Here is a 24,903-nt window from a genome sequence, read left to right as displayed (position 1 = left end):
CGAATCTAATACACGCCCCAACGCACCCACCCTTGGTTCATCTGAGCCATCAGGAGCGTGGTGCTCGCCGTCAAATCCGAGAACAGCTTATCGTTGGAAAGGAGATGACATCCCGACTCAGACGTGACCACCTACCCCAGCTTTGAATGACGACCCAATAGGGTGGATAAGATCTACAGGCTCGATTAGGCGCCTTAAGTTGTCCGAGCGCAGTCAGCTTCTGGAGACTGAAATCAAACGATGAGAGCAATCCATTGGAGAGGCATTTCTGCTCAGAACACGCAAAGATGGTGCACCTTCTAAGAAACGCTCAGGTGCCTCTCATATAATGCAGCCGATATTTGCCGAGATATCAGGCTGACACGCCCTAACCACGGAGCGGACGCGTCTTTGCAGCCTTCTTATATGTGAAGAACCAACACGGCAGTGCCAATACATCCCTTGCGGACTGACACGTCACACGGGAAGCACCTGAAACCATTCGAGAAGGACAGCCTCCCCAAAGCATCAGCCGCACAACCGAGTCCGAAACAAACGGAGACAGTTATTTCTACGCTCGCCTGACCATAAGTCCTCGGATAACAAGGCCGCCGAGCGCAAACAGCAAAATCACCGGTCAGCCGCGCCATAAACCGTTATTTTTCGGTCCAGCCAGAGACACAATCAGGCAACAAAAATTATTTCCCTCCGTTTCATGAGAGCAACCTCATGGAGCAGTAATTTTTACAAATTTGTTTGTCTTTATTCACAAGTTTCCTTTTTTAATTTTTCGCAAACCTTTAGGCAGGCAATCTCCCGGAATGCTGCGGCATCATATCTTCCATGCCCATTTCACTCCTGATGGCTGACGCCACCCCGCAAACACGGACGTCAAATATATTGTTTAAAAACAGCAGATTAGGAACGAATCACATGAAAACAGCGACAGATTGCCGCCCGCGTGCCAGCACAGAAACAGGGGGCAATATCGGCGTCCGAAGCCGCCGATCACGGCCCAACCTTTCATAAAACGGCAAAAATATTATATAGGCCTCAAATCCGACAGAAACGGCGATAAGTCTTTACACCTTCGCCTACCCGCAAAGCGGTTGTCATATTACCTGAGAATGGCCAGCTGAATGACTGTCATATCCCGTATCGAAAGCATGCCTACCATCACTGGCTTTCAGGACACGACTCCCACTCCCGTTCCCACCGCTTCCAACCAGAAACGTCGCTATGGTGATTTTGCGACCTTCACGGAAGCGCTGGACTACGCTGCCGAGGGCACTGCGGGATACAACATCTATTCCGGACGTGGCGTCCTGCTCGAAGCGCTGCCTTACAGCCTGCTGCGTGAGCAGGCCCGTGAAATGGCGCGCCGACTGCTGACACTCGGACTTCAGGCTGGAGATCGCGTCGGTCTTATCGCCGAGAGCGACGGTGATTTCGCCCGTATCTTCTTTGGCTGTCAGTATGCCGGCCTTGTCGCCACCCCCATGCCACTGCCAGTCGCATTCGGTGGACGTGAGACATATGTCGGCACGATCCGGGGCATGATCGAAACCGCCGATGTCTCGGCCATTGTCGTGCCGGAGATCATCGCTGGCTGGACCGATGACATCATCGCTGGCTTCGACCTGAAATTCGGTGGCTCACCAGCCCAGTTGATGGAGCTGCCTGCCGCCGACCGTCTGCTGCCGACCATCAAGCCGGACGATCTGTCCTATCTCCAGTTTTCCTCGGGCAGCACACGCTTCCCGAAGGGCGTGTGCGTGACACAGCGCTCCGGCATGGCCAACGCTCACTCCATCAGCCACGACGGCCTTCAGGTCCGTGAGACAGGCGATCGCTGCGTCTCCTGGCTGCCGCTCTATCATGACATGGGACTCGTCGGATTCTTCCTGACGCCTATGGCCTGTCAGTTGACCGTAGACCTGCTGCCGACCCGTGAATTCGCGCGCCGTCCGCATGTCTGGCTGGACCTGATCTCGCGCAACAAGGGCACGCTGTCCTACAGCCCGTCCTTTGGCTACGATCTCTGCTCACGTCGCTCCGGCGCTGCCGACATCGACCTTTCAACATGGCGTGTCGCTGGAATCGGCGGCGACATGATTCGCCCGCATATCCTTGAAAACTTCGCCGAGCGTTTCGCTTCGCAGGGTTTCGATGCCCGTGCATTCGTCGCCAGCTACGGGATGGCCGAAGCCACGCTCGCCATCAGCTTTGCTCCGTTGAATGTCGGACTGCGGACCGACACGATCGATCTGCGTCGTCTGGAAACGGAAGGCGTGGCGCATCCGTGCAATGATCCATCCCACCTGCTGCGGACCTTCGTGCTGTGCGGTGAAGTTCTGCCTGGACATGAAATCGAGGTTCGCGCAGCCAACGGTTCCGTTCAGCCGGAGCGCCATGTCGGCACGATCTATGCCCGTGGCCCCAGCCTGATGAGCGGCTATTTCCGCCTGCCGAAAGAAAGCGCCGAAGCTCTCAGCACGGACGGATGGCTCAATACGGGCGATCTTGGCTACATGCTGGATGGACAGATTGTCGTAACCGGCCGGGCCAAGGACCTGATCATCATCAACGGCCGTAATATCTGGCCGCAGGATCTTGAGTGGAGCGCCGAGAACGAGATCGAAGGTCTCCGCAACCATGACGTGGCGGTCTTTTCCGTGGAAGAGAACCACGAGGAAAAGATCGTGGCGCTGGTTCATTGCCGCGCCACAACTCCCGAGGCCCGCACGACTCTCAGCGAGCGCGTCAGCTCGGTCTTCCGGCGTCACGGCGTGGATGCGACCGTGATTCTGCTGCCGCCGCACTCCCTGCCCCAGACGTCTTCAGGCAAGCTCACCCGGGCAAAGGCAAAGACAATGCTTCTGGCTGGCGCCTTCAACCGTCTGGACGAAAACACACCGTCCGCCGCCTGATGTCGGGGGCGGCATAAGGCCCGGTTCACAGGGCTTGTTCCGCCCCGATGTCCTCCCGTCACACCCGGGCGGAGTCAGGGGCGTGACATTACCTCTGGCGAATGACCGGCTTTTCCGCCATAACCCCGCAGTTGAGCGGAGACATGCCTTCATGGCTCTCTCCGCAATGACTGTTTTAAGGTGCCCGAATGAGTGAAACGGTTCAGGACGTCTCGGCTCTGATCATCAACAAGCTCCTTGCCAATCCCAAGGTGCCCCGTGACATCAGCGGATCCAGCAAGATTGTCGAAGACCTCGCGTTCGACTCGCTCGCGGTCATGAACTTCGTCATGGAGATCGAGGATGAGCTGGACGTGTCCGTGCCTCTCGACCGTCTGGCCGAGATTCGCACGATTGACGATCTGGCGGCATGCATCGTCTCCCTGAAGAAGGGCGGCTGATCGGTCATGAGCATCTTCGACAAATTCCGTGGCGTCGAGCAGCGCCTTGCCGAGCTTCAGGCCGAAGGAGGACGCAACCCGTTCTCCGTCGTCATCGAGCGTCCGCTGTCATCGACCGTCGGAATTATCGAAGGCCGCGAGACCCTTCTGTTCGGCACCAACAACTATCTCGGCCTGAGCCAGTCTCCTCGCGCCATCGAAGCCGCCGTGGAAGCGGTGAAGGCCCGCGGCGTCGGTACGACCGGCTCACGCATCGCCAACGGTACGCAGAGCCTGCACGAGCAGCTTGAGCAGCGTATCGCTGGCTTCTTCCAACAGAAGCATTGCATGGTCTTCTCGACCGGTTATCAGGCCAATCTCGGCATGATCTCCACGCTGGCCGGCAAGGGCGACTATCTGCTGCTGGACGCCGACAGCCATGCCAGCATCTATGACGCTAGCCGTCTCGGGCACGCACAGGTCATCCGTTTCCGTCACAACGACCCGGACGACCTGCACAAGCGCCTGAACCGGATCAAGGACGAGCCAGGCGCAAAGCTGGTCGTGGTCGAGGGCATCTACTCGATGACCGGCAACGTCGTCCCAATGGCTGAAATGGCCGCTGTGAAGCGTGAGACCGGCTCGACCCTGCTGGTGGACGAGGCCCACTCTTTCGGTGTGCTCGGTCCGAATGGGCGCGGTGTGGCGGAAGCTGCTGGCGTGGAAGACGATGTTGATTTCATTGTCGGCACCTTCTCCAAAAGTCTCGGCACTGTGGGCGGCTACTGCGTTTCCCGTCATCCTGAGCTGGAACTGGTGCGCCTGCACTGCCGTCCCTACATGTTCACGGCCTCACTGCCGCCGGAAGTCATTGCGGCGACCATGGCGGCGCTGGACGACATGGAAGCGCAGCCGGAACTTCGCACGCGCCTGATGGAGAACGCTGAGCGTTTCCATACCGGCCTGAACAAGCTCGGTCTGACGACCGGCAAGACGGTCAGTCCCGTTGTCGGTGTGGTTCTGGAGACGATTCCGGAAGCCATCATGCTGTGGAACACGCTTCTCAGCCTTGGCCTCTATGTCAATCTGAGCCTGCCGCCCGCAACGCCGGATCATCACCCGCTGCTGCGCTGCTCGGTCATGGCGACGCATACAAGCGGGCAGATCGACCGTGCCGTGGAGATCTTCGGCGAAGCAATGACGCGACTGCCTGCTTCAGCCTGAAGACTACAATACATACAAAAGTTTTTGGTGAAGCTTTTTTCAAAAAGCTTCAGGGAACACCGCCTTTTTGAAAAAAGGCGGCACCCAAAAACTTCTGTTGTTTATTCTCAGATTTAAACAGGAAAAGCGCGACGTCCGCACCGGAATCGCGTCGGACGATATGGCAGCGGATCGATGTAAGGTGTTTCACCATTCATCATCTCGGCGCAGAGGCGGCCTGTCGCCGGACCAAGCGTGAAGCCCTGATGCGCATGGCCGAAGTGGAACCACAGTCCGGTGTGGGCCGGAGCCTCGCCAATGATCGGCAGCATGTCAGCCACACAGGGGCGACTTCCAATCCACGGCGTCGTTTCCACGGCCTCGCCGAGATCCAGCATCTCCCGCGCCAGCTTCTCGCTTTTCAGGATCTGCTTCCATGAAGGCGGTGCGTCCCGCAAGGCAAACTCCGCCCCTGTGGTGACACGAAGCCCCTGCGCCATCGGTAGCAGCGCCACACCGGCGTCCGTGTCGATCATTGGCGCGTTGAGGTGCCCATCCCACTTGAAGTGGCGGTGATAGCCGCGCTTCACGAAGAGCGGGAATTTATACCCCATGGACCGCGTCAGGTCGGAAGACCACGGTCCCAGCGCGATAACCGCCTGCTCGGCGGACACCGGGCCGTCAGCCGTCCGCACCGTCCAGCCCGAGGCGAGATGCGCCAGTGTTCGGGCGTCACCATGCACGATCTTCCCACCTCCGGCGACAAACAGGTCCGCGTAACGCTGCACCAGCGCGCCGGGGTCGTTCACACTATAAGGAGAGGGCCAGTAAACGCCGCCCGTCATTTTGCGATACAGGGCAGGCTCCGCATGGGCCAGCGTCGCGCTATCGAGAATCCGGCCTTCAACCCCGAACTCACGGGCGAGATGCCGGGCTCTGGCGGCTCCGTCGGCGAATCCCTTCTCCGTGCGGAAAATCTGGGTCCAGCCGCCGTGTCTGACCAGATCTCCGGCACCCGCCGCGTCGATCATGCGATCATGCTCGGTCAGACAGTGACGGATCAGCGCTTCGAAACCGCGTGTGATCGTCTCGTAACGCTTTGGCCTGGAATTCCACCAGTATTCCGCCAGTCGGGGCGCGATGGCCGCCAGATCGGACAGCCGGTAATTGACATCATTTCCCTGCTTGAGCGCGACCTGCACCAGTTTCTGGAAATCCTGCGGAAACGCGTACGGCTCGACGGCCTCGCGCTGGATCAGCCCGGCATTGCCATAGGACGTCTCGCGTCCCGGTTCGCCGCGTTCAACCAGAACGACATCGTAACCACGCTGCTGAAGGTGCCATGCGGTGCTGACACCGACCATGCCTCCACCGAGAACAAGTGCTGACCGCGCCATGCAAAGACACTCCCGTCCGGACTGGGAGCCTGCTGCTCCCGATGATTGTTTTGCCTGATTTTTCCTACAGTAAAGCGCGCAGCTTTCCCATACATGGGCAGGAAATTGGTCGATCGATTTTCTCGGGACGGGAAAGAAATCTTGTTCTTTTTTGAAAAAAAGAACCAAAAAACTTTGTCCTGTTAGGAGACACTATCGTTCGGTAAACCGACTTCCAGACAAACAGTAGTCTTTCTGCTTCTTTTTCTTTCAGAAAAAGAACAGCCCCTTCAGGACGACCGCGAGAAAACCCCGGCCCGGACAAGCCGCAACAGCACAGCCGGGGCGCACAGGATCGGGTGACGCTCGGCAAACGGCGTGAGCGCTATGGCGACACCGCTGTGACGCTGGATTTTCCACACAAGGTACCGCGCCCCACCGGTGAAGGTGAACGCCGCCTTGACCAGACGCGCGATGTTCAGCGGTCGCCCCAGCCGTGCACGGGCTGACCAGCGGCGCAGGGCGGTTCTATGTTCGGCAGGCGCAATGTCCGGAGCAATCTCGCCATCGGACAGAACCGACGCTTCCAGCCCCCCGGCCACCCAGGACGCCGTCAGAAGCTGGCTGAACCGAGCCTCCTCGCCTTCGATCAGGCTGCGGGAGCGACCAGTTTTCTCGACCCGCAGTTCTGCGGCGTAGGTCCTGCGGAAAAGCGCTTCCCAATACTGTTCCGGTCGACCGTGCTCCGGACCCAGCTCGGCAGCCCAGCGGGCGGCGGTGCCGACAGCGCGGACAACGCAGCGCAGAAGGGAATCCGCGGCCTCGGAATCGCGGACCCAGACCAGACGCACGGGCTGGGAAAAGCGCGACCAGATGGTGGTGTCCCGGCTTTGAGGACGCGTCAGACGCCGAAACTGGGCAAGCGTCAGGATCGCCACCTTGGCGCGGAGTGGCACACCGTCGACTTCATGCTCGTGATATTCGACATTCGGCGGCAGCACGGCGTTCGCCAGACGCGCCAGCCGACCGCGCGGCCAATCCCCCTGTCGATCCACGATCACATAGAAATCGAGAACACCCTCCGACAGAGCCTCCGGTGTCGTGTCACCCTTCGTCAGGGTTCTCACCAGCGAGCCATAAAACAGCACACCGACGGGACGGGTCGAGCCGACAAGTCGCTCCACAAAGCGGGTGATGATGGGTGGAACAGGTTCCGTCAGTTCAGCGACCACTGTCCGGGCCACCACACCCGCCGCACGCGCCGAGGCCAGTGTCCGATCAGAGCTCAGCATCTTACAAAGGCCATACGCGGCCCCTCTGTCAGATGCAGCAGGCCATCCGCTCCGGCCTCAAGTTCTTCCCCGTCCATCACCAGACGATCCTGCGTGCTGATGCTGATGGTCGCCGCCATGCCGCTGCGATAGGCCTTGGAATTACGCAACCGGGCCGAGATGCGGCCTTTCAGAACAGAGAAAAGATTCCGCGCCAGACGCGGGGGGTGTCCCAGAATATCGAGATAGATCAAACCACCAGTCGGGCTGGAATCAAGCCAGAAAGGCCAGACGCCGCGGGACAGCTTGTGCAGCCCTGTGCACAGGAACAGAAAACGGGGGTGAGCGTCCGGTCTCCCTCCATCCACGGTAACGGTCATCGGCGAGCCACCGAGCCACTGGCTCCGCACCTCTTTCCTGAGAAAAAGCCGCAGTCCCCACAGGACTGTCGCGAAGATGGCCGTATCATGGGCATAGCGGTTGAGAATGGCCGGATTGTGCGCAAGTTCGATGGCGCGGGTAAAGGCCGCCAGTCCACAGAACATGCCAGCCACGGGCAGGCGATCCGGATCGGTCCATGAGACAATGACCGGCTGACGCCATGACACATCATCCATGAGGGTGGCCTGCTCCGCTTTCTCCAGCAGGCGCGACAGGGCGGCCATTTCCCGCAGGCTGCACCCGACATCACTGGCGATCAGATTGGTGTTGCCGGATGGCAGGATGGAGAGAGCCGGGAGTCGCTCATGGGGATAGGCGTTCAGGACAGCACTGATCACATGGCTGACGGTTCCGTCACCGCCATCCACCGCAATCACCCGGATATCCTGCCGCGCCATCTCTGCGATCGCCTCGACCAGCCCGTTCCGGCCTTCAGGGCAGATAAAGAGCGGGCCAAGCGCCGCACGGGCCTGCTCGGCGAACCGCCCTCCGCTCCTTATGTTACGACGACTACGCGGATTATGAATCAGGGCGACGCGTTCAGGCATTCGGCAATCCGCTCTTTTCAGACCACCGTCCCGGACGGCTTATTTCGCAAATACGCGGCGTCATATAGACGCGCATCGCAGACTTGTCACATTTCCGGTCAGGTGGTCCCTTTCCGCACGCCAGCCGTGGTCATGGCCGCACACAGGCCATCCCTGTGGCTCATGGCGTTTAATTGATGGTCGGATGCAGGTTTCAGGAAAGCATGCGTTGTGGTGTAGGGAAGAATGCTGCCTATAATTTCACCCGCAGCACTCTTGATTGACCGGGCGGTTTGGGGGATCGATGCAGCAGATTGGGAGCAAGGCCCCTTTCAGGAACCGTGACCCTCAAGGGATCTGCACAGGCAGGTCAGGAAGCCGCATCTTGTCAGCCGTTCTGGCACATCTGTCCGATCCACATCTTCCGCTCGAAATCGTGCCGTCCCGCCGGGAATGGGCGATCAAGCGTATCATCAGCATGATTTCATGGCGCTTCAACAGGCGTCATATTCACAGAACCGGTGCGCTCGCCGCCGTCATGCGCGATATCGAGGCCTGCGGCGCCGATGCGCTGGCCATCACAGGCGATCTCACCAATCTGGGCACGCACGAGGAATGTCTTGCCGCCACGCGCTGGCTTGATCGCATGACGCAACCCCGCGCCGTCATCCCCGGCAATCATGACACCATGATCCGGGCCGCATGGTCAGATGGTCCGGGACTGTGGCGCGACGTCGGCGGAATGCCCAATGAGGCAACGCCCGTTTTCCTGCGCGTGGGAGACGTCGCCCTGATCGGCGTCAGTTCCGCTGTCCCTTCCCCACCCTTTTTCGCGTCCGGTCGGGTCAGCGACATCCAGATCGACAGGATGGTCGAACTGCTCCGGCTTACGGGCGAGCAGGGACTGTGTCGCGTCGTCATGATCCATCATCCGCCCCGCAAGGGAATGGTCCTCTGGAGCAAGGCGCTGCGCGGACTGGATCGTTTCACGGACGCCCTTCGCTCCGCCGGTGCGGAGATGGTCCTGCACGGCCACTCCCATCAGGGGACGTTCAGCACGATCCCCGGCAGTGACATCCCGGTCATCGGCGTCACCTCCGCGTCGCACCGGCCCGGCCACAGCCTGAAGCGGGCGGCAGGCTGGAACAGGATCAGCATCCACAAGGAAGCCCCGTCCTGGCAGATCACCGTGAATTCCCGTCGTCTGGCACCGGACGGGCAGCTTCACGACTTCCGGACGACCCGCTTCACCCGGCCCACGAAAGAGTCCGTGCTGTGACGACGCAGGGGAATGACCGCTACAGGCCGCCTCTGGCGAAGCTGCCCTCCTGGATCCGTCCGGGAACGCTGGACACCTATCTGCTCGGCCAGACCATTCCGCCGTTTGTCATCGCCGTCTCTGTGGTGCTGATCGCGCTCCTGCTTGAGCGGCTTCTGGTGCTTCTGAACGTGCTGGCGTCCGAAGCCAGTCCGTTTTTTACCCTGTTGCGGCTTCTGGCCGACCTGATGCCTCACTATCTGGGGCTGGCCATGCCTGCCGCGCTGTGCGTGTCCGTCTTCACGGTCATCCGTCGCATGAGCGAAGGCGACGAGATCGACGCCCTGATGAGCAGCGGGGTCTCTCTGGCGCGCATCTGTCGCCCCTTCGCCCTGACTGGCGCTGCGATCGGGCTGCTGTCGATCCTGCTTTACGGCTATATCCAGCCCCATGCCCGCTACCAGTTCCGGGAAGGCTTCTATTTCGCCAGCCACGCCGGATGGGCACCCGTCCTTCAGTCCGGCATGTTCGCGTCCCCTTCTCCCCGGCTGATGCTGACAGCCGATCATGTCAGCCACGCCGGGTCACAGCTCAAGGGCGTGTTCATCCGGGATCTGGGGGAAGGCAAGGAACGCGATATCACGGCCCAGACCGGCTCCCTCCGCACGGATGCGGCCAAGGGAGAAGTCCAGATCGAGCTGTTCAACGGCTCGATCCTGACCATCCGACCCGGTGTGCAACCCACGGTCACCACCTTCGACCACGCACAACGTCTGATCAGCCGCACCAACAAGGCGACGTTCCGTAATCGTGGCGATGATGAGCGTGAACTCACTTCGCGCGAGCTTGCCCGCAAGATCGACGCTGTCCGCCATGCAGCGAAGGCGGAAAAGGGGGACACGTCACAGGATACGGATACAGACCTGATACCGGCTCCCGAGGCCTCGACCAGCAACGACATTCCCCTGACAAACATGCGGGCCGAACTGAATTTCCGGCTGGCGCGCAGTCTGTCGATTCCTTTCATTCCCGTTCTCGCCACGGCTCTGGCCGTGATCGGCAAACGGAGACGGGGCAGCGCCGGACTCGCGGTCGCGGTCCTGCTGCTGGTGACCTATGACCATATCCTCCAGCTTGGAGAGAGCCTGATCGCCAGCGGCAAATCCTCGCCGCTGCTGGTCATCTGGCTGCCGACCGTCGTGTTCTGCACCGCCTGCACCCTGCTGCTGCTGTTCCGGGCCAGCATCCTGCCGATCCGGCGCAGCCGTCCTGCGCTTCCCCCAACAGGTGCCGCCGGGAATGTGGTGGAGGGAGCCCGATGACCGAAGAACGGATCGCAAAAGGTCCCCGTCACGTTCTTCTGCGCTATCTTTCCCGCACGCTCATTTCCCGCACGGTGATGTGCTGCGGCATCCTCATCGCCCTGATGGAGATTCTCGCGCTCCTTGAACAGATGACGCCAATCCTCAAGCGTCATCTCGGCATCAAGGGCGTGCTGACCTACATGGGGCTGCATCTGCCCGCGATGCTCCAGACCGCCCTGCCCCTCAGCGTGCTGATCGCCGGGCTGCTGATGTTCACGCAGATGACCATCTCCAGTGAAATCGCCATCCTCCGGGCGGCGGGTCTTTCACCATGGGGTTTTCTGAGGAAACTGCTGCCGTCCGCGATTCTGATCGGGCTGTTCGGGTGCGTGCTGGAGGATCAGATCACGCCGCGCTCCGAGCTGGCGCTCGCCTCCTGGTGGAACCGCACCAATCCGACTCCGGCCAACGGCAAGGCGTTCTGGTTCCATGTTCCCGGTGGTGTAGCTCAGGCCTGCATGGGGCCGGCCACCGGCCTGCCCCCCACCGACAGTGAACTCGCGCATGTGGGTTATATCGCCCGTTCGGGTCGGGAAGCGTTCAATGTCGATCTGTATGATCGCAGCGGGGATGGCCGGATTCTGCGCACGCTGCACGCGGATCATGCCGTCTACAGCTATAGCGGCTGGCACCTGTCCGACATTCACTGTGTGACGGTTTCATTCGCCGAGCTGGACACCACGGCGAACGAGAGCACGGTTCTTGACGCCCTGTGGAAAAATCCGTTTGGACCGAACGACATGCTGCGGCTTTCGATGGACGCCGCTCCCCTGTCTTCGGGCATGATTCTGGACGCGCTGCATGGCAAAATCGCCACCAACCAGACGCCCGGTTACCTCCGCGCAGCCCTGTTCGAACGCTTTCTCAGACCACTCGCACTGATCGTCATGCTTTTATTGGCGATGCCGGTGATCTATATACCCCCCAGAACAGGGCTGAGGAGCTGGCTGCCGGTCTGGTGCCTCGGTGCCGGTCTGTTGTTCATCATTGTGCAGGGCATGTTCCGTGCGATGGGCAACGCAGGTCTCCTACCGGCTCCCGTCGCGACTGTCCCCGGCCTGATCATCTTTGCACTGGCCGCCGGCACCGCGTTATTAAGGAACGAAGACAAATGAGTGGCACCCTGCGGAATCCGACCATCCGGTCCGGGCGGAGCTTTGATCTCGGCAAGATGAATCTGCGTCAGCTGTGGATCGCCTACCTGACCTATCCGACGATTCTGCTGTATTTCACCCTCATTGTGGTCAGCGTCATTCTCAGCGCGCATTTCTTCGCGGGCTGGGGTGCGACGCTCACGTCCATCCTCGCTGTCATGCTGGTCTATCCGGTCGTCTGGTATTCCCTGCACCGCTGGATTCTGCACGGACAGTGGCTCTACAAATCCCGCTGGACCGCCTCCCTGTGGAAGCGCATCCACTTTGACCACCATCAGGACCCGCATCTGCTGGACGTTCTGTTCGGTGCGCCCGCCACGACCCTGCCCACGATCGGCGCTGTGACGATTCCCGTCGGCTGGCTGATCGGTGGTTGGGGAGCCGCTGCGACGGCTTTTGGCGCCGGTGTGACGATCACTTGTATTTACGAATTCTTTCACTGCATCCAGCACCTGAACTACAAGCCGAAGGCGGCATGGATCCAGCGGATGAAGGCGTGGCACGTCCTGCATCACTTCCATGATGAGGACGGCAACTTCGGCATCACCAGCTATGTCGTGGATCGTGCATTCGGCTCTTTCTATGAAGAAGCCCGTGCCCGTCCCCGCAGCCCGAGCGTGTTCAACCTCGGCTACAATCTGGAGCAGGCGAAGCGTTATCCGTGGGTTATGAAGCTGACCGGCTCCCCGCCACGCGACCGTCCCGACGGCGCTCGCCCTTCCACCCGTTCAGCCAGCCGGGATGCGGCGTGACCGAAGCCGGACTGACAGCGATCGTTCTGGCCGGGTCACGCGCAGGAGCGGCTGACCCGATGGCGGTCACCGCCGGACTTTCGCACAAGGCGCTCATCCCGATTGCCGGAAAACCGATGATCACGCATGTGCTCGATACGCTCCGCGCCGTGCCGAGCATCGGGCGCATTCTTGTCTGTATCGAAAACCCTGCTGTTCTGGACGGGATTCTTCCGGATGGCGTTCAGACGATGGACGCCGCGCAAGGGCCGAGCGCCAGCGTTCTTGCCGCCATTCGTGACTGCGGCACACCACTTCTGGTCACCACGGCGGACAATCCGCTTCTGCGCCCCGAATGGGTGCAGTTTTTCCTCGATGGCGCCGAAGACGCCGACATTGCCGTGGGTGTCGCCAGCGAAGCCGCTGTGACGCGGGATGTTCCCGGAACACGCCGGACGTTCATTCGCCTTTCCGATATTGCCTTTTCAGGCTGCAATCTTTTCCTTTTCCGTACACCGGCTTCTGCAAGAGTTGCTATGCTCTGGCGAAAAATCGAAAAGGAACGCAAACACCCGCTCCGGATGGGCTGGCTGCTTGGTCCCTGCATTCTGCTCCGGTTCCTGCTGAAGCGTCTGGGAACGAAAAACCTTCTGGCGCGCATTCTGAAACTTACTGGCGCACAGGGGAAGTTTGTCTTCATGCCGGACGGTCGTGCGGCTGTGGATGTGGACAAACCTGCTGATCTGGCCCTAGTGCGAAAGCTGATGGAAACGGCATAGACTGCCGTTTCTTTTCAGGGATATTATCTTCTTTAAATAAAGCGCCTCTTTCTAAAGCTTTTTGAAAAAAGCTTTACCAGAAACTTCTTTCAAGTCATGGAAGAGCTGGAACACAGAAACACTCTCCCGATCTCATGATGAACATCACGTTTTCACCGAGAGGATTCTTCCTTCCGGCATGATCTAAACGTGCTTCAGTACATCATCAAATTCCGTTGCCTGAACATAGCGGGCCGGGTTCGTGTCAGTTGCGAGCGCCTTGAAATGTGCCGCTCCACAGGTAATTTTAGCGGCTTCCTTATCGCGCAGATCGTCGGCGAACAGACTGCCTTTTGTCTCGACAACAAAATAGAGATGTTCCGCGCCATCCGACTGTACCAGCACCGCCCAATCGGGAGTGTATGGGCCGAGCGGCGTAGGGACTTTGAACCAGCCGGGCAGTTTGGCGTAAACCTTCACAGCCTCATTCTTTTCGAGCTGTTCAACGAAGCTTCGCTCAATGCCGCTGGAATCGTAGATGACATGCTCAAACACGGATTTCTGTGCGTCCCGAAGCATGTTTTTAAGGTAGCCGGTCAGCGTCTCCGTCTCGAACAGTTCCTGCGCGTAGAAATAATCGTCTCCGATCCGCTGGTATCTGATCCCGTCCACAAGCGTGAGACGCTTGTTACGATTGATGATTTCCGCCACCATTTCAATAAAGGTCTGGGGATTTCTCCTGAAATCACCAAGTCTGCCACATCCGGTCAGGATACTGACAAGGCTTCGGCGCGTCAGTTGTGTGCGATCCTGCAAATCGGTCAGCAGATCAGGGAGAACAATATCTCCCTCCTCAATGGCCGAGGGGCCGGAAATCGACGTTTCAGTGGCAGTCACGCCGCCCTGACCGATCGCAATGTCGGCCTTGCGAACGACCGCCTTTGCCTTGATGAGCGGCGGAGCGCTGGCAATGGCTCTGATGCAATCCTCAATCAGTTTTGCGTTGTCAAAGTGAACGCGATAGGTCGTTCGGTATTTGATACGATCCCATAGTGCCTGAAACTCGGCGCTGTGCAGGATTCTCTTGCGCACAGTTACCGGACTGCGATCACCGGCGTTCCTGATGTCGAGCCTGCCAGCGATCTTGCGTAGGACTTCCCTGACCTGGTCAAGATAGGCGGCGTGCGTGTCAGGGAGCGTCAGTGTCCCGTCTTTCAGCGCGTTACGCAGCTTGTCCTGTACCTTGCCTCTGGAATCGATAAAGCCAGCGTTCTTGAGATAGGCGTAGATCGCTGCGGATTCCTCAAATCCCAACCTGACGAGGCTGCCGTCCTCCTGCCGGATGGGAATGGCCGCGAACTGGTGCTTTTCGACAATGCCGAAACGGATGCCGGTCTCCGCCTCGATTTCCTTCTGAAGATTTTCAGCGAAAGCTTCATAATTCTCCGTGGCGATAACGGTAAGAATATTGACCTCGGACCCGCGTAGCCTTTCGCCCTGCTGATTGACACACAGACGCAGACCGCGACCGATGGTCTGGCGGCGCTCGCGTTCGGTCCCGATTTCTCGCAACGCACAAATCTGGAAAACATTGGGGTTATCCCAGCCTTCTTTCAACGCGGAGTGGGAGAAGATGAATTTGAGATTCGTATCAAAGCTGAGCAGCTTCTCCTTATCCTTCATGATGAGGCTGTAGGCGCGTTCGGCACTGTCACGGTTGGCCTGATTGTTCTCGGCCGTGTCGGTCCAGCGCCTGTTCTTGTCGATGGAGAAATAGCCATCATGGACATCCTCCGCATCAGTGGAGAGATCAACTTCCCTGAACAGACTGGCGAACTCTGGACGCCTAGCGGCGCGGCGATATTCGTCCTCGAAGATCGTCGCATATTTGCCTTTCACAGCGTTTCCGTTCTCGTCGTAAAAACGGTAGTATTCCACTGCATCGATAAAGAACAGGCTGAGCACCTTAATGCCCAGCGGAGCAAGACGGCGCTCCTTTTCAAGATGTTCGATGATGGTGCGGCGGATCATCAGCCGACTGATATCATCGGCGTCCACGTCACCGATCGCCTGCCCAACGGAGAGAACGGTTTGAAAGCCGGGGGTTTTCACTTCCAGAAGGCTGTCGCCACCAGCCACGCGGATTTCTCCAATGCGGCAATCCTTGTAGATAGCGCGGCCCGTCTTGTCCTCCAGATCGTCTCCGTCCTGTATGGTGACCTGCTGGCGGCGAACTTTCCCATTCTTCTGCTTTACATCGATTTCGACCCTGGTGGTCACAGCACCGCGCACAGTGCTGGCAGAGAGAAAACGGAGATAGGCCTTGTTGTGGCCGCCCTCGACTTCGAGCGAGGCAACCTCGATCTGTTTGACTAGCTTGCGCTCATAGGCATCCACCGCATCCAGACGGTACACCATGTGGTGTTTATCCACATGGGTGGCTGAATATCGCAGCGTGCAGAGTGGATTCATGGCCTCCAGCGCCTGCTTGCCCTGTCCTTTCAGGCCACCGTCCACGGTTTGCGGTTCATCCACGATGATGACGGGGCGCGTGGCGCGGATCAGATCAATGGGTGTTTCACCACCGGTTTTCTCGCTGTCCTTGTAGAGGTTGTTCACATCCTTCTTGTTGATTGCTCCGACGGTCACGACCATGATCTGAATGGTCGGACTGTTGGCGAAGGTGCTTACCTGACCCAGCCTTGATGAATCGTAGAGAAAATAATCGAAGGACTGTCCGGAATAGAGGCCTTTAAAATGTTCTTCGGTAATCTGAAGGGTTTTATAGACGCCTTCCTTGATGGCGATAGACGGCACCACAATCACGAATTTGGTAAAGCCGAAGCGTTTGTTCAGTTCAAAGATCGTGCGCAGATAGACTTAGGTTTTGCCGGTGCCCGTCTCCATCTCGACAGTGAAATCACTGGACGCAAGGCTGGTGGCAGGCGGCAGCCCGTTGCGAAGCTGAATCTCGTTGAGATTGGCAAGGATCTCGTCGTCCCGCAGGGTCAGGCGGTTGCCGATGCCCATCGCATTTTCAACGAGGCCCAGTTCCTGTTGCACGTTATCCGCGGTTTGCCGGGTGACGGTAAACGCAGTGCGATTGATCTCCTGTCCGCGAAACAGGTCACAGACAGCTTCGATAGCGTCATGCTGGTAATCGAGATCCGGCTCGAAATGCAGTTTCATGCCTGCGCTTCCGTGATGGGCAGAACGCACACGGATAGACACTGCATGCGTAGGCGCGTTGCGGCCACACTGGAGCTGCAGACAAAAACGGTGAAACTCTCCGCGTTCATTACAGGCTCCTCACATCGCGAATACCGCTCTGATTGAGAATTGCCGCCATGTTGGTCTTGGCTACGTCATCAGCGAAACCGGAATCCTTGAATACAATACGGGTAGCATCAGTGGGAGCCAGCTTTTTCTTCCATGCAACAATGCCGGTAGCAACGGCTTCAACAGTGTCTCTGGTGAGGCCGTCAGCAAGGCAGACGATCAACGTCCCCCCGCCGATGAAATAGACGGTCTTTCCGGCAATATTCTTCTTCTCAATGGGAACGCACAGATCGAGACCCAGCTTGAGCAGCAGCTCATAGAGCACGTCCAGATCAGTGCGGCCCGGCACAAGATGTTCGGTATTGGCGAGCAAAGTACCCTCGAGATCGTTCGGTTCAGGCTCCCACGCACGAATATTGGAGGAGGCAAGCTTGAAAACACGAAAACCCACATCGCCTTTGAACATCGGAGATCCGGCCTTGATCTGTTCTCCTGCCGCCTTGACGCGCGCCTTTGTGACTTCAAAGATCGTCGGAAACTTTTTGTTTCCATCAACAGGTTCCGGCAATTGAACGAGGATGAACCGGCGATTTCCACCTGTCTCCTTGTTTAATTCCATCACGGCCTGGCCAGTGGTGCCACTCCCCGCGAAAAAGTCCAGAATCACAGCGTTCGGGTCATTTCCTGTCGCTGCCAGCAGACTGTCGTAGACAGCCCACATGCTTTTCGGGAAAGTGAATGGGGAGTCCGGTACCAGATCACCGACCAGACCAGTCCCGTATTCATTCGCGTCGTAGCGCTTGTCATTCCAGAGGGTCCGATAGAGGCCAAAGGTTTTGCCAAGCTCGATTTCATATCCATATTTTGTTTTTCTGGCGCGAAGCATTGACGCAATAGTCTCGACCGACTGACGGGCATAGCGCCATTTACGTTCCACTCCAGCCTTGTCGATGGGATAAACGTAGGAAATACCGTCGATCACCTCGGTTTGTTTTGGATGGAAATCATCCGGGCACACATCCCCGAAACCAACGATGACATCATCCTTGACCATGACAGGATAAAAACAGTTCTTCGCGTCGGTCCGCTCTGACTCGGAGCCCCAGTTCCGGAAGTGAGACCAGTCAACGTCCGCGTCATCAATCCTGCGATCACAGATCGCCTTGGTTCCCGCAGGATAAACAAAATAGGCATATTCATGAACGTAAGAGAAATTCTTGCCCTGCACTCCTCGCGGATTGTGAATGACAGGAACACAGACGTGATCGAAATTCCCTTCTTCAAAAACTTCCCGCAGGATAACGCCAAGCTGGCTGACCTCATTATCGTCAATGGTCACGATGAGGACGCCATCCGGAGCCAGCAGATTCCGTGCCAGTTGCAGGCGCGGATAGATCATGGAAAGCCAGTTGGTATGAAATCGCCCGCCTGACTCCGGATTGCTTTGAAGTTTGTTGACGCCGTCAACCTGACCCGTCACTTCCAGATAGGTCCGGACACCATCCTGATAATCATTCGGATAGATCAGGTTCCGTCCCGTGTTGTAAGGCGGATCTATGTATATAGCTTTGATTTTACGATTATAGCTCTTCTGCAAAAGCTTGAGGACTTCGAGGTTATCGCCTTCGATCAGAAGATTGCGCGTGTCTTGCCAATCGACGCTCTCATCGGGACACGGCAAAAGCGTTCCGGTCGAGGGAGTCAACGCAATCTGTCGGGCCCGGCGCTTTCCGTGCCAGGATAGCCCGTATTTTTCGTCAGCAGACGAGAGTGTCGCATCACCAACGAGTTGCTTGAGACGCTCGACATCAACAGCATAGCCGCCATCACCATCTTCCACGAGCAGGTCTGGAAAAATCTCCATCAGACGGACGATGTTCTCTTCGATCAGATTCCTGCTCTGCGTGAGTGCATTACCCTTCCTGATTTTTTTCATCTTGTTGAGACCCTCACTCATCAACTGGCTCCACCCTTCAACTTTACATATCCAGCGACCGGAGGAAGTATCCGTTTCATATTTCCTCTGGTTATGAAAAAAGGTTTTTGTTTTCCACAAGATGTTTTCGGTAAGCTGGCATGCCAGGTTGGTGTCCTGAACGGTCCCTCATCGTGTGCCCGATGTGTCACAAAGTCACCGAGGTTTCTTGCCGTGCTGTGATCCACTGACAACGAGCAGGAGGGTACGTATTTTTGAGAAATCATCGGTTTTTCGTGGACAATCTGTCGAAGCCAGTTATGCCACGGGTCAATCACACGCTCATGGCCCCTATTCCGTAAAAGCCTCATTCTACGCCCCTGCAGCGAACGACCTTGATGTCTCCGGCTCGTTTGCGCGCCGCGGAAATATCGAAGCTGTTCTGCACCTGCATGAGAGTTTCGATCGAGACGCCAAAAGCTTTCTCGAGGCGGATCGCCATGTCCGGTGACAGGTCTGCGCGTCCATTTAAAAGCGCTGACAGGTCCGCACGTGTCACGCCCGGTGCATTGGCAGCCGCCGTAACCGAATGCCCCAGAGGCTCTATCACCTTCATCCTCACAAAAAAGCCCGCATCTCTGCGGGCTTGAAGGTACTTTCATGTCGGCTGATACCACCCTATGCCAGACGCGGGATCACTCCCACTCAATCGTGCCCGGCGGCTTGGACGTGATGTCATATGTCACGCGGTTAATGCCACGCACCTCGTTGACGATGCGGCTCGCCACGCGGTTCAGGAAGCCCATGTCGAACGGATACACATCCGCCGTCATGCCGTCCGTGCTGGTGACGGCACGCAACGCCACAGCCTGATCGTAAGTGCGCCCATCGCCCATCACGCCGACGGTGCGGACCGGGAGCAACACGGCGAAGGCCTGCCAGATGGCGTCATAAAGACCTGCGTTGCGGATCTCTTCCAGATAGATGGAATCCGCCTTGCGCAGCAGGTCCAGCTTCTCGCGGGTGATGCTGTCGCTCGGGATACGGATGGCCAGACCCGGTCCGGGGAACGGGTGACGACCAACGATACTTTCCGGAATATCAAGTTCGCGGCCAAGATCGCGGACCTCGTCCTTGAACAGCTCACGCAGCGGCTCGACGAGCTTCATGTTCATGCGCTCGGGCAGACCACCAACATTGTGGTGCGACTTGATGGTGACGGACGGACCGCCCGTGAAGCTGACGCTCTCGATCACATCCGGATAGAGCGTGCCCTGCGCAAGGAAGTCCGCGCCACCGATCTTGGCGGCCTCTTCCTCGAACACCTCGATAAACAGACGTCCGATGGTCTTGCGCTTGATCTCCGGGTCCGTGACGCCTTCCAGCGCCTTGAGGAACATGTCGGATGCGTCGCGATGAATCAGCTTGATGTTGAACTGACCACGGAACGTCTTGACCACTTCCTCGGCTTCACCCGCACGGAGCATGCCGTGATCGACGAAGATGCAGGTGAGCTGGTCGCCGATCGCCTGATGGATCAGCACGGCGGCGACAGAGGAATCCACGCCACCGGACAGGCCGCAGATCACCCGCTTGTCGCCTACCTGCTGACGGATCTTCTCGATCTCGACATCGCGGAAACGCGCCATCGTCCATGTGCCGGTGCAGCCCGCGACGTTGTGCGTGAAGTTCTTCAGCAGTGCTGCGCCGTGCGGCGTGTGAACCACTTCCGGGTGGAACTGCACGCCATACATACGACGGCCTTCATCGGCGATTACGGCAAACGGCGCGCCCTCGGACGTCGCCACGGCGCGGAAGCCCGGTGGCAGCTTCGTCACGCGGTCACCGTGGCTCATCCAGACTTGCTCGCGGCCACCACGCGCCCATGCGCCACGGAACAGGGCGCAGTCCTCGGTGATGTCAACAAAGGCGCGACCGAACTCGCGGTGGTCCGAACCTTCGACCTTGCCGCCAAGCTGGTTGCACATGGCCTGCTGGCCGTAGCAGATGCCGAGCACCGGCACGTTCAGCGCGAACACCACGTCCGGGATGGTCGGTGCACCCTCGTCATGCACGCTGGCCGGGCCACCCGACAGGATGATGCCACGCGGAGCAAACTTGCGGATGCGCTCCTCGCTCGCCGTAAACGGCCAGATTTCGCAGTAAACACCGCTTTCGCGCACGCGGCGGGCGATGAGCTGCGTCACCTGTGAGCCGAAATCAAGGATCAGGATCCGATCGGCGTGCAGGGAGGCGTCGAGGGCGGGTGTGGCGGCGTCCTGATCTTTGGCGGACATGAAGGGCTCCTTAAGGCACGGCAGCGGGGTGACGTGCTACATTGCAGCATGCTTTTGGCGCGGTATAGGACGAGCGTGCGCCGACGTCACCCGTTTCCCGCATATTTGGGTTAGGATGACATCTGCAACCCGTATCAGCCAGAGGTCTCGTTCATGCGCTTTTCCGTTTCACACACGCTTCGCGCCCATCTGCTGGTCGGGGGACTGCTGTTCGGTGGTGCGACTTCGCCCGCCCTTGCCTCCGCACAGGATGATCCGCTCGGCGACTGGATCGGGACGCTGGTAACCGACAAGGGCTCCTGCCCTGACAAGGCGCAATCCGTATTGCAGGTCCGGTCTGAAAGGCTGTTCTTTGCGCCCGGCACCGGCACGCTGGTGCTGCGCGGTGTGCCGGACAAGGATCACAAGCGCTTTCATGCCCAGCTCCTGCTCAAGGACATGAAAGACCGTCCCCTGCCGATGGTGTTCGAAGGACACCCTGACGGCGACACCATTGTTGGCGTCTACGGCACGCCGAACTGCCGGGCTCATGTCGTGCTGACGCGTCCGCAGGGGAGTGCGTGGAAGAACTTCATGGGGGATCAGTAAAAGTTTTTGGGTGCCGCCTTTTTTTAAAAAGGCGATGGGCTTTGAAGCTTTTTGGAAAAAGCTTCACCAAAAACTTTTTCATGTTGATTGACTTCCGGTTGCCGGCTGGAAGTCTGCGCCATATCCCAAAGGTTCCTTCCGGCAACTGAAAGACCATCCACCATGAAACTGACCGGCCAGATCGTTCTTCCTGATCGCGTTGTTTCCGGTGAGGTGGTTTTCGACGAAACCGGCATCCAGTCGGTCACGCCGCGTCCCGATGCGGGGCGGCGCTTCATCCTGCCGGGCTTTATCGATGGACACGTTCACGGCGGCGACGGGGCCGACACCATGGATGGAGTCGCAGCCATTCACCGTCTGTCGCGCTTCCATCTGACGCACGGCACCACGACCATCCTGCCCACCACCATCACCAGTCCCTGGCCAGAGGTGATGGACGCGCTGCGGGCTGTTGCGGAGGCCCGAAACGCGCCACCGGGAAACGGTCCGGTCATCCACGGCGCGCATCTGGAAGGGCCGTTCGTCAGCCCGCACAAGCTGGGCGCACAGCCCCCGTTCGCCATTCCGCCGGCGCCCGACCGCGTGGAGGAAGCGCTGGAGACCGGCATTGTGCGCGTTGTCACGCTCGCGCCGGAACTCGACCACGCCGACACCGCCATGCGTCGTTTTGCACAAGCCGGTGTGCGCGTCAGCCTCGGTCATACCGTCGCCGGTTATGAAGCAACGGAACAGGCGATCTGTCGTGTCTGCGCCGCCGGAGGCACCATCGGCGCGACCCATCTGTTCAACGCCATGGCCCCGATCCAGAGCCGCAATCCTGGCCCTGCCACTGCGCTGATGTGCAGCGACGCCGGATATGCCGAGATGATCTTCGACACCCACCACGTCCACCCGGCCACGTTCCGTCTAGCGTCCCGTGTCATGGGCGAGCGGCTGCTGTTCGTGACCGACGCGATGCGCGGAGCCGGACAGGCGGAAGGGCCGAGCCAGCTTGGTGGGCAGGATGTTGTCATCCGCGACGGCGCTGTGCGGCTTCCCGACGGCACGCTTGCCGGCAGCGTGCTGACGCTTGATGTCGCGTTGCGTAACGCTGTGACGGTGGGAGGCGTGTCGCTTCCCGCCGCAAGCCGCCTTACTTCGACCAGCCCCGCCGCCTATCTCGGCCTGCATGATCGCGGACGCATCGCACTGGGACTGCGGGCCGATCTAGTGGTGATGGATGAGGGGTTTGATGTGACGGAGGTGTTTGTGGGTGGGGAGAGAGTGGTTTGAGGCGTTTTCAATCCGTGGAAACAGAAGACCGGCTTTAGAAGCTTTTTTCTCAAGAGGAGCCCTTCAAACACTTATCCCCCTATCGCTGCGTCGACAGCGCTCCCGCGATGAAGACTTGCGAATCATAACGCAGACTAATATTGTCCGCGTATGTCACTTTATGGCGCAAGCACCGAATACGTCCTCCACAGCCTGCTATGGCTGGTCGACAATCCTGAACCTGCCAGCAGTCTTGATCTCGCAGAGCTGCAGGACATCCCGGCGGCGTTTGTCGCCAAGTTGCTTCCCAGACTGGAGAAGGCAGGGTTTCTCGCCGCATCTGAAGGCCTGAAGGGCGGTTACAGACTCGCCCGGCCAGCCGAGGAAATAAGCGTACTGGCCGTTGTGGATACGGTTGAAGGCAAAAAGAGCCTTTTCAACTGTCAGGAGATCCGTGGGCGCTGCGTTCTTTTTGATCAACGACCACCCGAATGGGCGACGCAGGGTGTCTGCGGAATTCACGGCGTCATGCTGCGGGCGGAGCAGGCCATGCGTCGGGAACTGGCGGAGACATCGCTGGCCGATCTGGCCAGATCAGTTCGAAACAAGGCCCCTCCTCCGTTCTTCGGAGAGGCTCGGTCATGGTTCGACGAACGTGTCCAGACCCGTCGGACCAGCAAAGTCAGGCAACGGAGAAAATCCGGTCAACCGTGAATCACCACCAGCTTTCCGCAACAGGAGCATCGGATATGCGTAAGTTTATTGCTCTGGGTGTCATAGCAGCAGGCTTCTCGACCCATTCCCTTCATGCGGCGACCAGAGTCACGCCTCTGACAGCGCATGATCTGCAAGGCATTCCCGGCAAAGAGGGTGCCATGCTGACAGTTGACTACGGGCCGGGCGATTCCGATCCGATCCACAAGCACAATGCCTCGGTATTTGTGTATGTGCTGAAAGGAAGCGTCATCATGCAGGTCAAAGGCGGGGTGCCCGTTACGCTGAAAGAAGGACAGACCTTCTTCGAGGGACCGGACGATATCCATCTTGTCGGACGCAATGCCAGCCAGACGGAGCCCGCCCGCTTTCTTGCGTTTTTCGTCAAGAACAAGACGGCGCCTTTTGTGTCTCCCGCAAATTGAACTGAAGGATATCGAAGCATCATGAAAGTTCTTGTTGCTGGCGCCAGCGGCGCACTGGGGCGACCATTGATCACGCGCCTGCTGGATGCCGGACATGAAGTCTGGGGACTGGCCCATCGCCCTGACAGCCTTGAAGCGATCAAAAGGCTCGGCGCATGTCCCATGAAAGCCGACGCGCTTGATCGGGCTGGTATTTTCACACTTATGGAGCAAGTCCATCCTGATGTGGTTATCGACCAGCTGACCTCCCTTCCTGCCAGCCCTTTCGATCTTCCCACACGTATCGCTTCCGACTGCAGGTTGCGTCTGGAGGGAGGCGGTCATCTGTTCGACGCTGCCCGGCACTCGGGAGTACAGCGCTATCTCCAGCAGTTGTCCGGGTTTTATCTGGACGGCGGCGAGGATCTGGCGACAGAGGCTTCACCTCTAAGGATCAATGCTCCGGGCACGATCGGCGAAAGCGCCCGCATGTATGCAGCGCTGGAAAAGCGACTTGTGAGTGCTGAGACGATGGAAGGTGTTGGGCTCCGTTACGGGTTCTTCTACGGCCCCGGCACATGGTACTGGCCGGATGGTGCTTTCAGCCGTCATCTTGAACAGGGTGAAGTTTCCCTGATCGGCGCAGGCAGCAGCGTATTTTCCTTCATTCATGTAGACGATGCAGCTCAGGCAACTGTGGCAGCTCTGACAGCAGAAGCGGGAATCTATAACGTTGTTGATAGTCAACCGACGAAGATGTCCGAATGGCTGCCGGCCTATGCAGACTGGATCGGGGCAGATGTTCCGTCCACTCTGGACGAACAGGAGGCCCTACACCTCATGGGCAAGGAAAGCATCTATTACCAGAACAGTCTGACAGGCGCGTGCAACCGGAAAGCCCTGAATACGCTAGGTTTCAATCCGCAGCGACTTCCGTGGCTGAACAGTTAAATCGAGGCATGTTCTCTTCAGATGAAGAGTTTGATATCCACTCATGGAATAAGCCTCTTGCGTCTCATCCAGCCTCTACGCAGGCAAACCCCG

The 24,903-nt window shown here is 58.6% G+C and carries 21 protein-coding genes; 13 read left to right on the top strand and 8 right to left on the bottom strand.

Annotation, left to right across the window (positions count from 1 at the left end):
* Window positions 1–1,118 precede the first annotated feature (1,118 nt).
* The 3 genes from EMQ_RS11125 (at window position 1,119) to spt (ending at window position 4,552) form a co-directional block, all read left to right on the top strand.
* Window positions 1,119–2,909 carry a fatty acyl-AMP ligase gene (locus EMQ_RS11125; RefSeq protein ID WP_018307997.1) on the top strand — a complete coding sequence of 597 codons (1,791 nt, stop codon included), beginning with the start codon at window positions 1,119–1,121 and terminating at the stop codon, window positions 2,907–2,909.
* A gap of 188 nt (window positions 2,910–3,097) precedes the next feature.
* Window positions 3,098–3,349 (top strand): acyl carrier protein, encoded by a 252-nt coding sequence (locus EMQ_RS11120; RefSeq protein ID WP_010668875.1) that lies wholly within the window; start codon window positions 3,098–3,100, stop codon window positions 3,347–3,349.
* 6 nt (window positions 3,350–3,355) lie between these two features.
* Window positions 3,356–4,552 (top strand): serine palmitoyltransferase, encoded by a 1,197-nt coding sequence (gene spt, locus EMQ_RS11115; protein WP_010668874.1) that lies wholly within the window; start codon window positions 3,356–3,358, stop codon window positions 4,550–4,552.
* A gap of 113 nt (window positions 4,553–4,665) precedes the next feature.
* On the opposite strand, the gene EMQ_RS11110 is transcribed toward spt, so the two are convergent.
* The 3 genes from EMQ_RS11110 to EMQ_RS11100 form a co-directional block, all read right to left on the bottom strand.
* Entirely contained in the window at window positions 4,666–5,928 is a 1,263-nt protein-coding gene (locus EMQ_RS11110; protein ID WP_010669068.1) for an NAD(P)/FAD-dependent oxidoreductase, read from the bottom strand.
* Between the two features lie 269 nt (window positions 5,929–6,197).
* Window positions 6,198–7,199, bottom strand: a complete 1,002-nt coding sequence (locus EMQ_RS11105; RefSeq protein WP_010667158.1) for a hypothetical protein — start codon at window positions 7,197–7,199, stop codon at window positions 6,198–6,200.
* Window positions 7,193–8,167: a diacylglycerol/lipid kinase family protein gene (locus EMQ_RS11100; RefSeq protein ID WP_010667159.1), complete on the bottom strand. Its 975-nt coding sequence runs from the start codon at window positions 8,165–8,167 to the stop codon at window positions 7,193–7,195. Before EMQ_RS11100 ends, EMQ_RS11105 begins: the two co-directional genes overlap by 7 nt.
* Window positions 8,168–8,531: 364 nt before the next feature.
* On the opposite strand from EMQ_RS11100, the gene EMQ_RS11095 reads away from it, so the two are divergent.
* The 5 genes from EMQ_RS11095 to EMQ_RS11075 are packed head-to-tail and all read left to right on the top strand — an operon-like array spanning window position 8,532 to window position 13,432.
* Window positions 8,532–9,425, top strand: a complete 894-nt coding sequence (locus EMQ_RS11095; RefSeq protein WP_010667160.1) for a metallophosphoesterase family protein — start codon at window positions 8,532–8,534, stop codon at window positions 9,423–9,425.
* The gene (locus tag EMQ_RS11090; protein ID WP_010667161.1) at window positions 9,422–10,726 is read left to right on the top strand and encodes an LptF/LptG family permease; all 1,305 of its coding nucleotides are present in this window, start codon (window positions 9,422–9,424) and stop codon (window positions 10,724–10,726) included. The genes EMQ_RS11095 and EMQ_RS11090 overlap by 4 nt, the downstream gene beginning before the upstream one ends.
* Window positions 10,723–11,883, top strand: a complete 1,161-nt coding sequence (locus EMQ_RS11085; RefSeq protein ID WP_010667162.1) for an LptF/LptG family permease — start codon at window positions 10,723–10,725, stop codon at window positions 11,881–11,883. The genes EMQ_RS11090 and EMQ_RS11085 overlap by 4 nt, the downstream gene beginning before the upstream one ends.
* Window positions 11,880–12,674 carry a sterol desaturase family protein gene (locus tag EMQ_RS11080; protein WP_010667163.1) on the top strand — a complete coding sequence of 265 codons (795 nt, stop codon included), beginning with the start codon at window positions 11,880–11,882 and terminating at the stop codon, window positions 12,672–12,674. Before EMQ_RS11085 ends, EMQ_RS11080 begins: the two co-directional genes overlap by 4 nt.
* Window positions 12,671–13,432 (top strand): nucleotidyltransferase family protein, encoded by a 762-nt coding sequence (locus tag EMQ_RS11075; RefSeq protein WP_010667164.1) that lies wholly within the window; start codon window positions 12,671–12,673, stop codon window positions 13,430–13,432. Before EMQ_RS11080 ends, EMQ_RS11075 begins: the two co-directional genes overlap by 4 nt.
* A gap of 183 nt (window positions 13,433–13,615) precedes the next feature.
* On the opposite strand, the gene EMQ_RS11070 is transcribed toward EMQ_RS11075, so the two are convergent.
* The 5 genes from EMQ_RS11070 to guaA form a co-directional block, all read right to left on the bottom strand.
* Window positions 13,616–16,237, bottom strand: a complete 2,622-nt coding sequence (locus tag EMQ_RS11070; protein WP_010667165.1) for a type III restriction-modification system endonuclease — start codon at window positions 16,235–16,237, stop codon at window positions 13,616–13,618.
* Window positions 16,238–16,291: 54 nt separating this feature from the next.
* Window positions 16,292–16,600, bottom strand: coding sequence for a hypothetical protein (locus tag EMQ_RS11065; RefSeq protein ID WP_010667166.1), 309 nt, complete (start codon window positions 16,598–16,600; stop codon window positions 16,292–16,294).
* A gap of 109 nt (window positions 16,601–16,709) precedes the next feature.
* Window positions 16,710–18,647: a site-specific DNA-methyltransferase gene (locus EMQ_RS11060; RefSeq protein WP_018307998.1), complete on the bottom strand. Its 1,938-nt coding sequence runs from the start codon at window positions 18,645–18,647 to the stop codon at window positions 16,710–16,712.
* Between the two features lie 325 nt (window positions 18,648–18,972).
* Window positions 18,973–19,227, bottom strand: a complete 255-nt coding sequence (locus EMQ_RS11055; RefSeq protein ID WP_048874269.1) for a HigA family addiction module antitoxin — start codon at window positions 19,225–19,227, stop codon at window positions 18,973–18,975.
* A gap of 73 nt (window positions 19,228–19,300) precedes the next feature.
* Window positions 19,301–20,902, bottom strand: a complete 1,602-nt coding sequence (gene guaA, locus EMQ_RS11050; protein WP_010666580.1) for a glutamine-hydrolyzing GMP synthase — start codon at window positions 20,900–20,902, stop codon at window positions 19,301–19,303.
* Between the two features lie 153 nt (window positions 20,903–21,055).
* Here guaA and EMQ_RS11045 point away from each other — a divergent pair, with 153 nt between their 5' ends.
* The 5 genes from EMQ_RS11045 to EMQ_RS11025 all read left to right on the top strand — a co-directional run bounded on the left by EMQ_RS11045 (window position 21,056) and on the right by EMQ_RS11025 (window position 24,810).
* A complete protein-coding gene (locus tag EMQ_RS11045) occupies window positions 21,056–21,490 on the top strand; it encodes a hypothetical protein (RefSeq protein ID WP_010666579.1) in 435 nt (144 codons plus the stop codon).
* 162 nt (window positions 21,491–21,652) lie between these two features.
* Window positions 21,653–22,762: an N-acetylglucosamine-6-phosphate deacetylase gene (gene nagA, locus EMQ_RS11040; RefSeq protein WP_010667867.1), complete on the top strand. Its 1,110-nt coding sequence runs from the start codon at window positions 21,653–21,655 to the stop codon at window positions 22,760–22,762.
* Between the two features lie 150 nt (window positions 22,763–22,912).
* Entirely contained in the window at window positions 22,913–23,455 is a 543-nt protein-coding gene (locus tag EMQ_RS11035; protein ID WP_010667868.1) for an RrF2 family transcriptional regulator, read from the top strand.
* A gap of 35 nt (window positions 23,456–23,490) precedes the next feature.
* Entirely contained in the window at window positions 23,491–23,880 is a 390-nt protein-coding gene (locus tag EMQ_RS11030; protein ID WP_010667869.1) for a cupin domain-containing protein, read from the top strand.
* 21 nt (window positions 23,881–23,901) lie between these two features.
* Window positions 23,902–24,810 carry an NAD-dependent epimerase/dehydratase family protein gene (locus tag EMQ_RS11025; RefSeq protein ID WP_010667870.1) on the top strand — a complete coding sequence of 303 codons (909 nt, stop codon included), beginning with the start codon at window positions 23,902–23,904 and terminating at the stop codon, window positions 24,808–24,810.
* The last annotated feature ends 93 nt before the right edge of the window (window positions 24,811–24,903 follow it).

The sequence above is a fragment of the Acetobacter aceti NBRC 14818 genome (assembly GCF_000193495.2).
Taxonomy (GTDB): Bacteria; Pseudomonadota; Alphaproteobacteria; order Acetobacterales; family Acetobacteraceae; genus Acetobacter; species Acetobacter aceti.
Note: the sequence above shows the minus strand (reverse complement) of the source record. Positions and strands in the feature narration are given on the sequence as shown.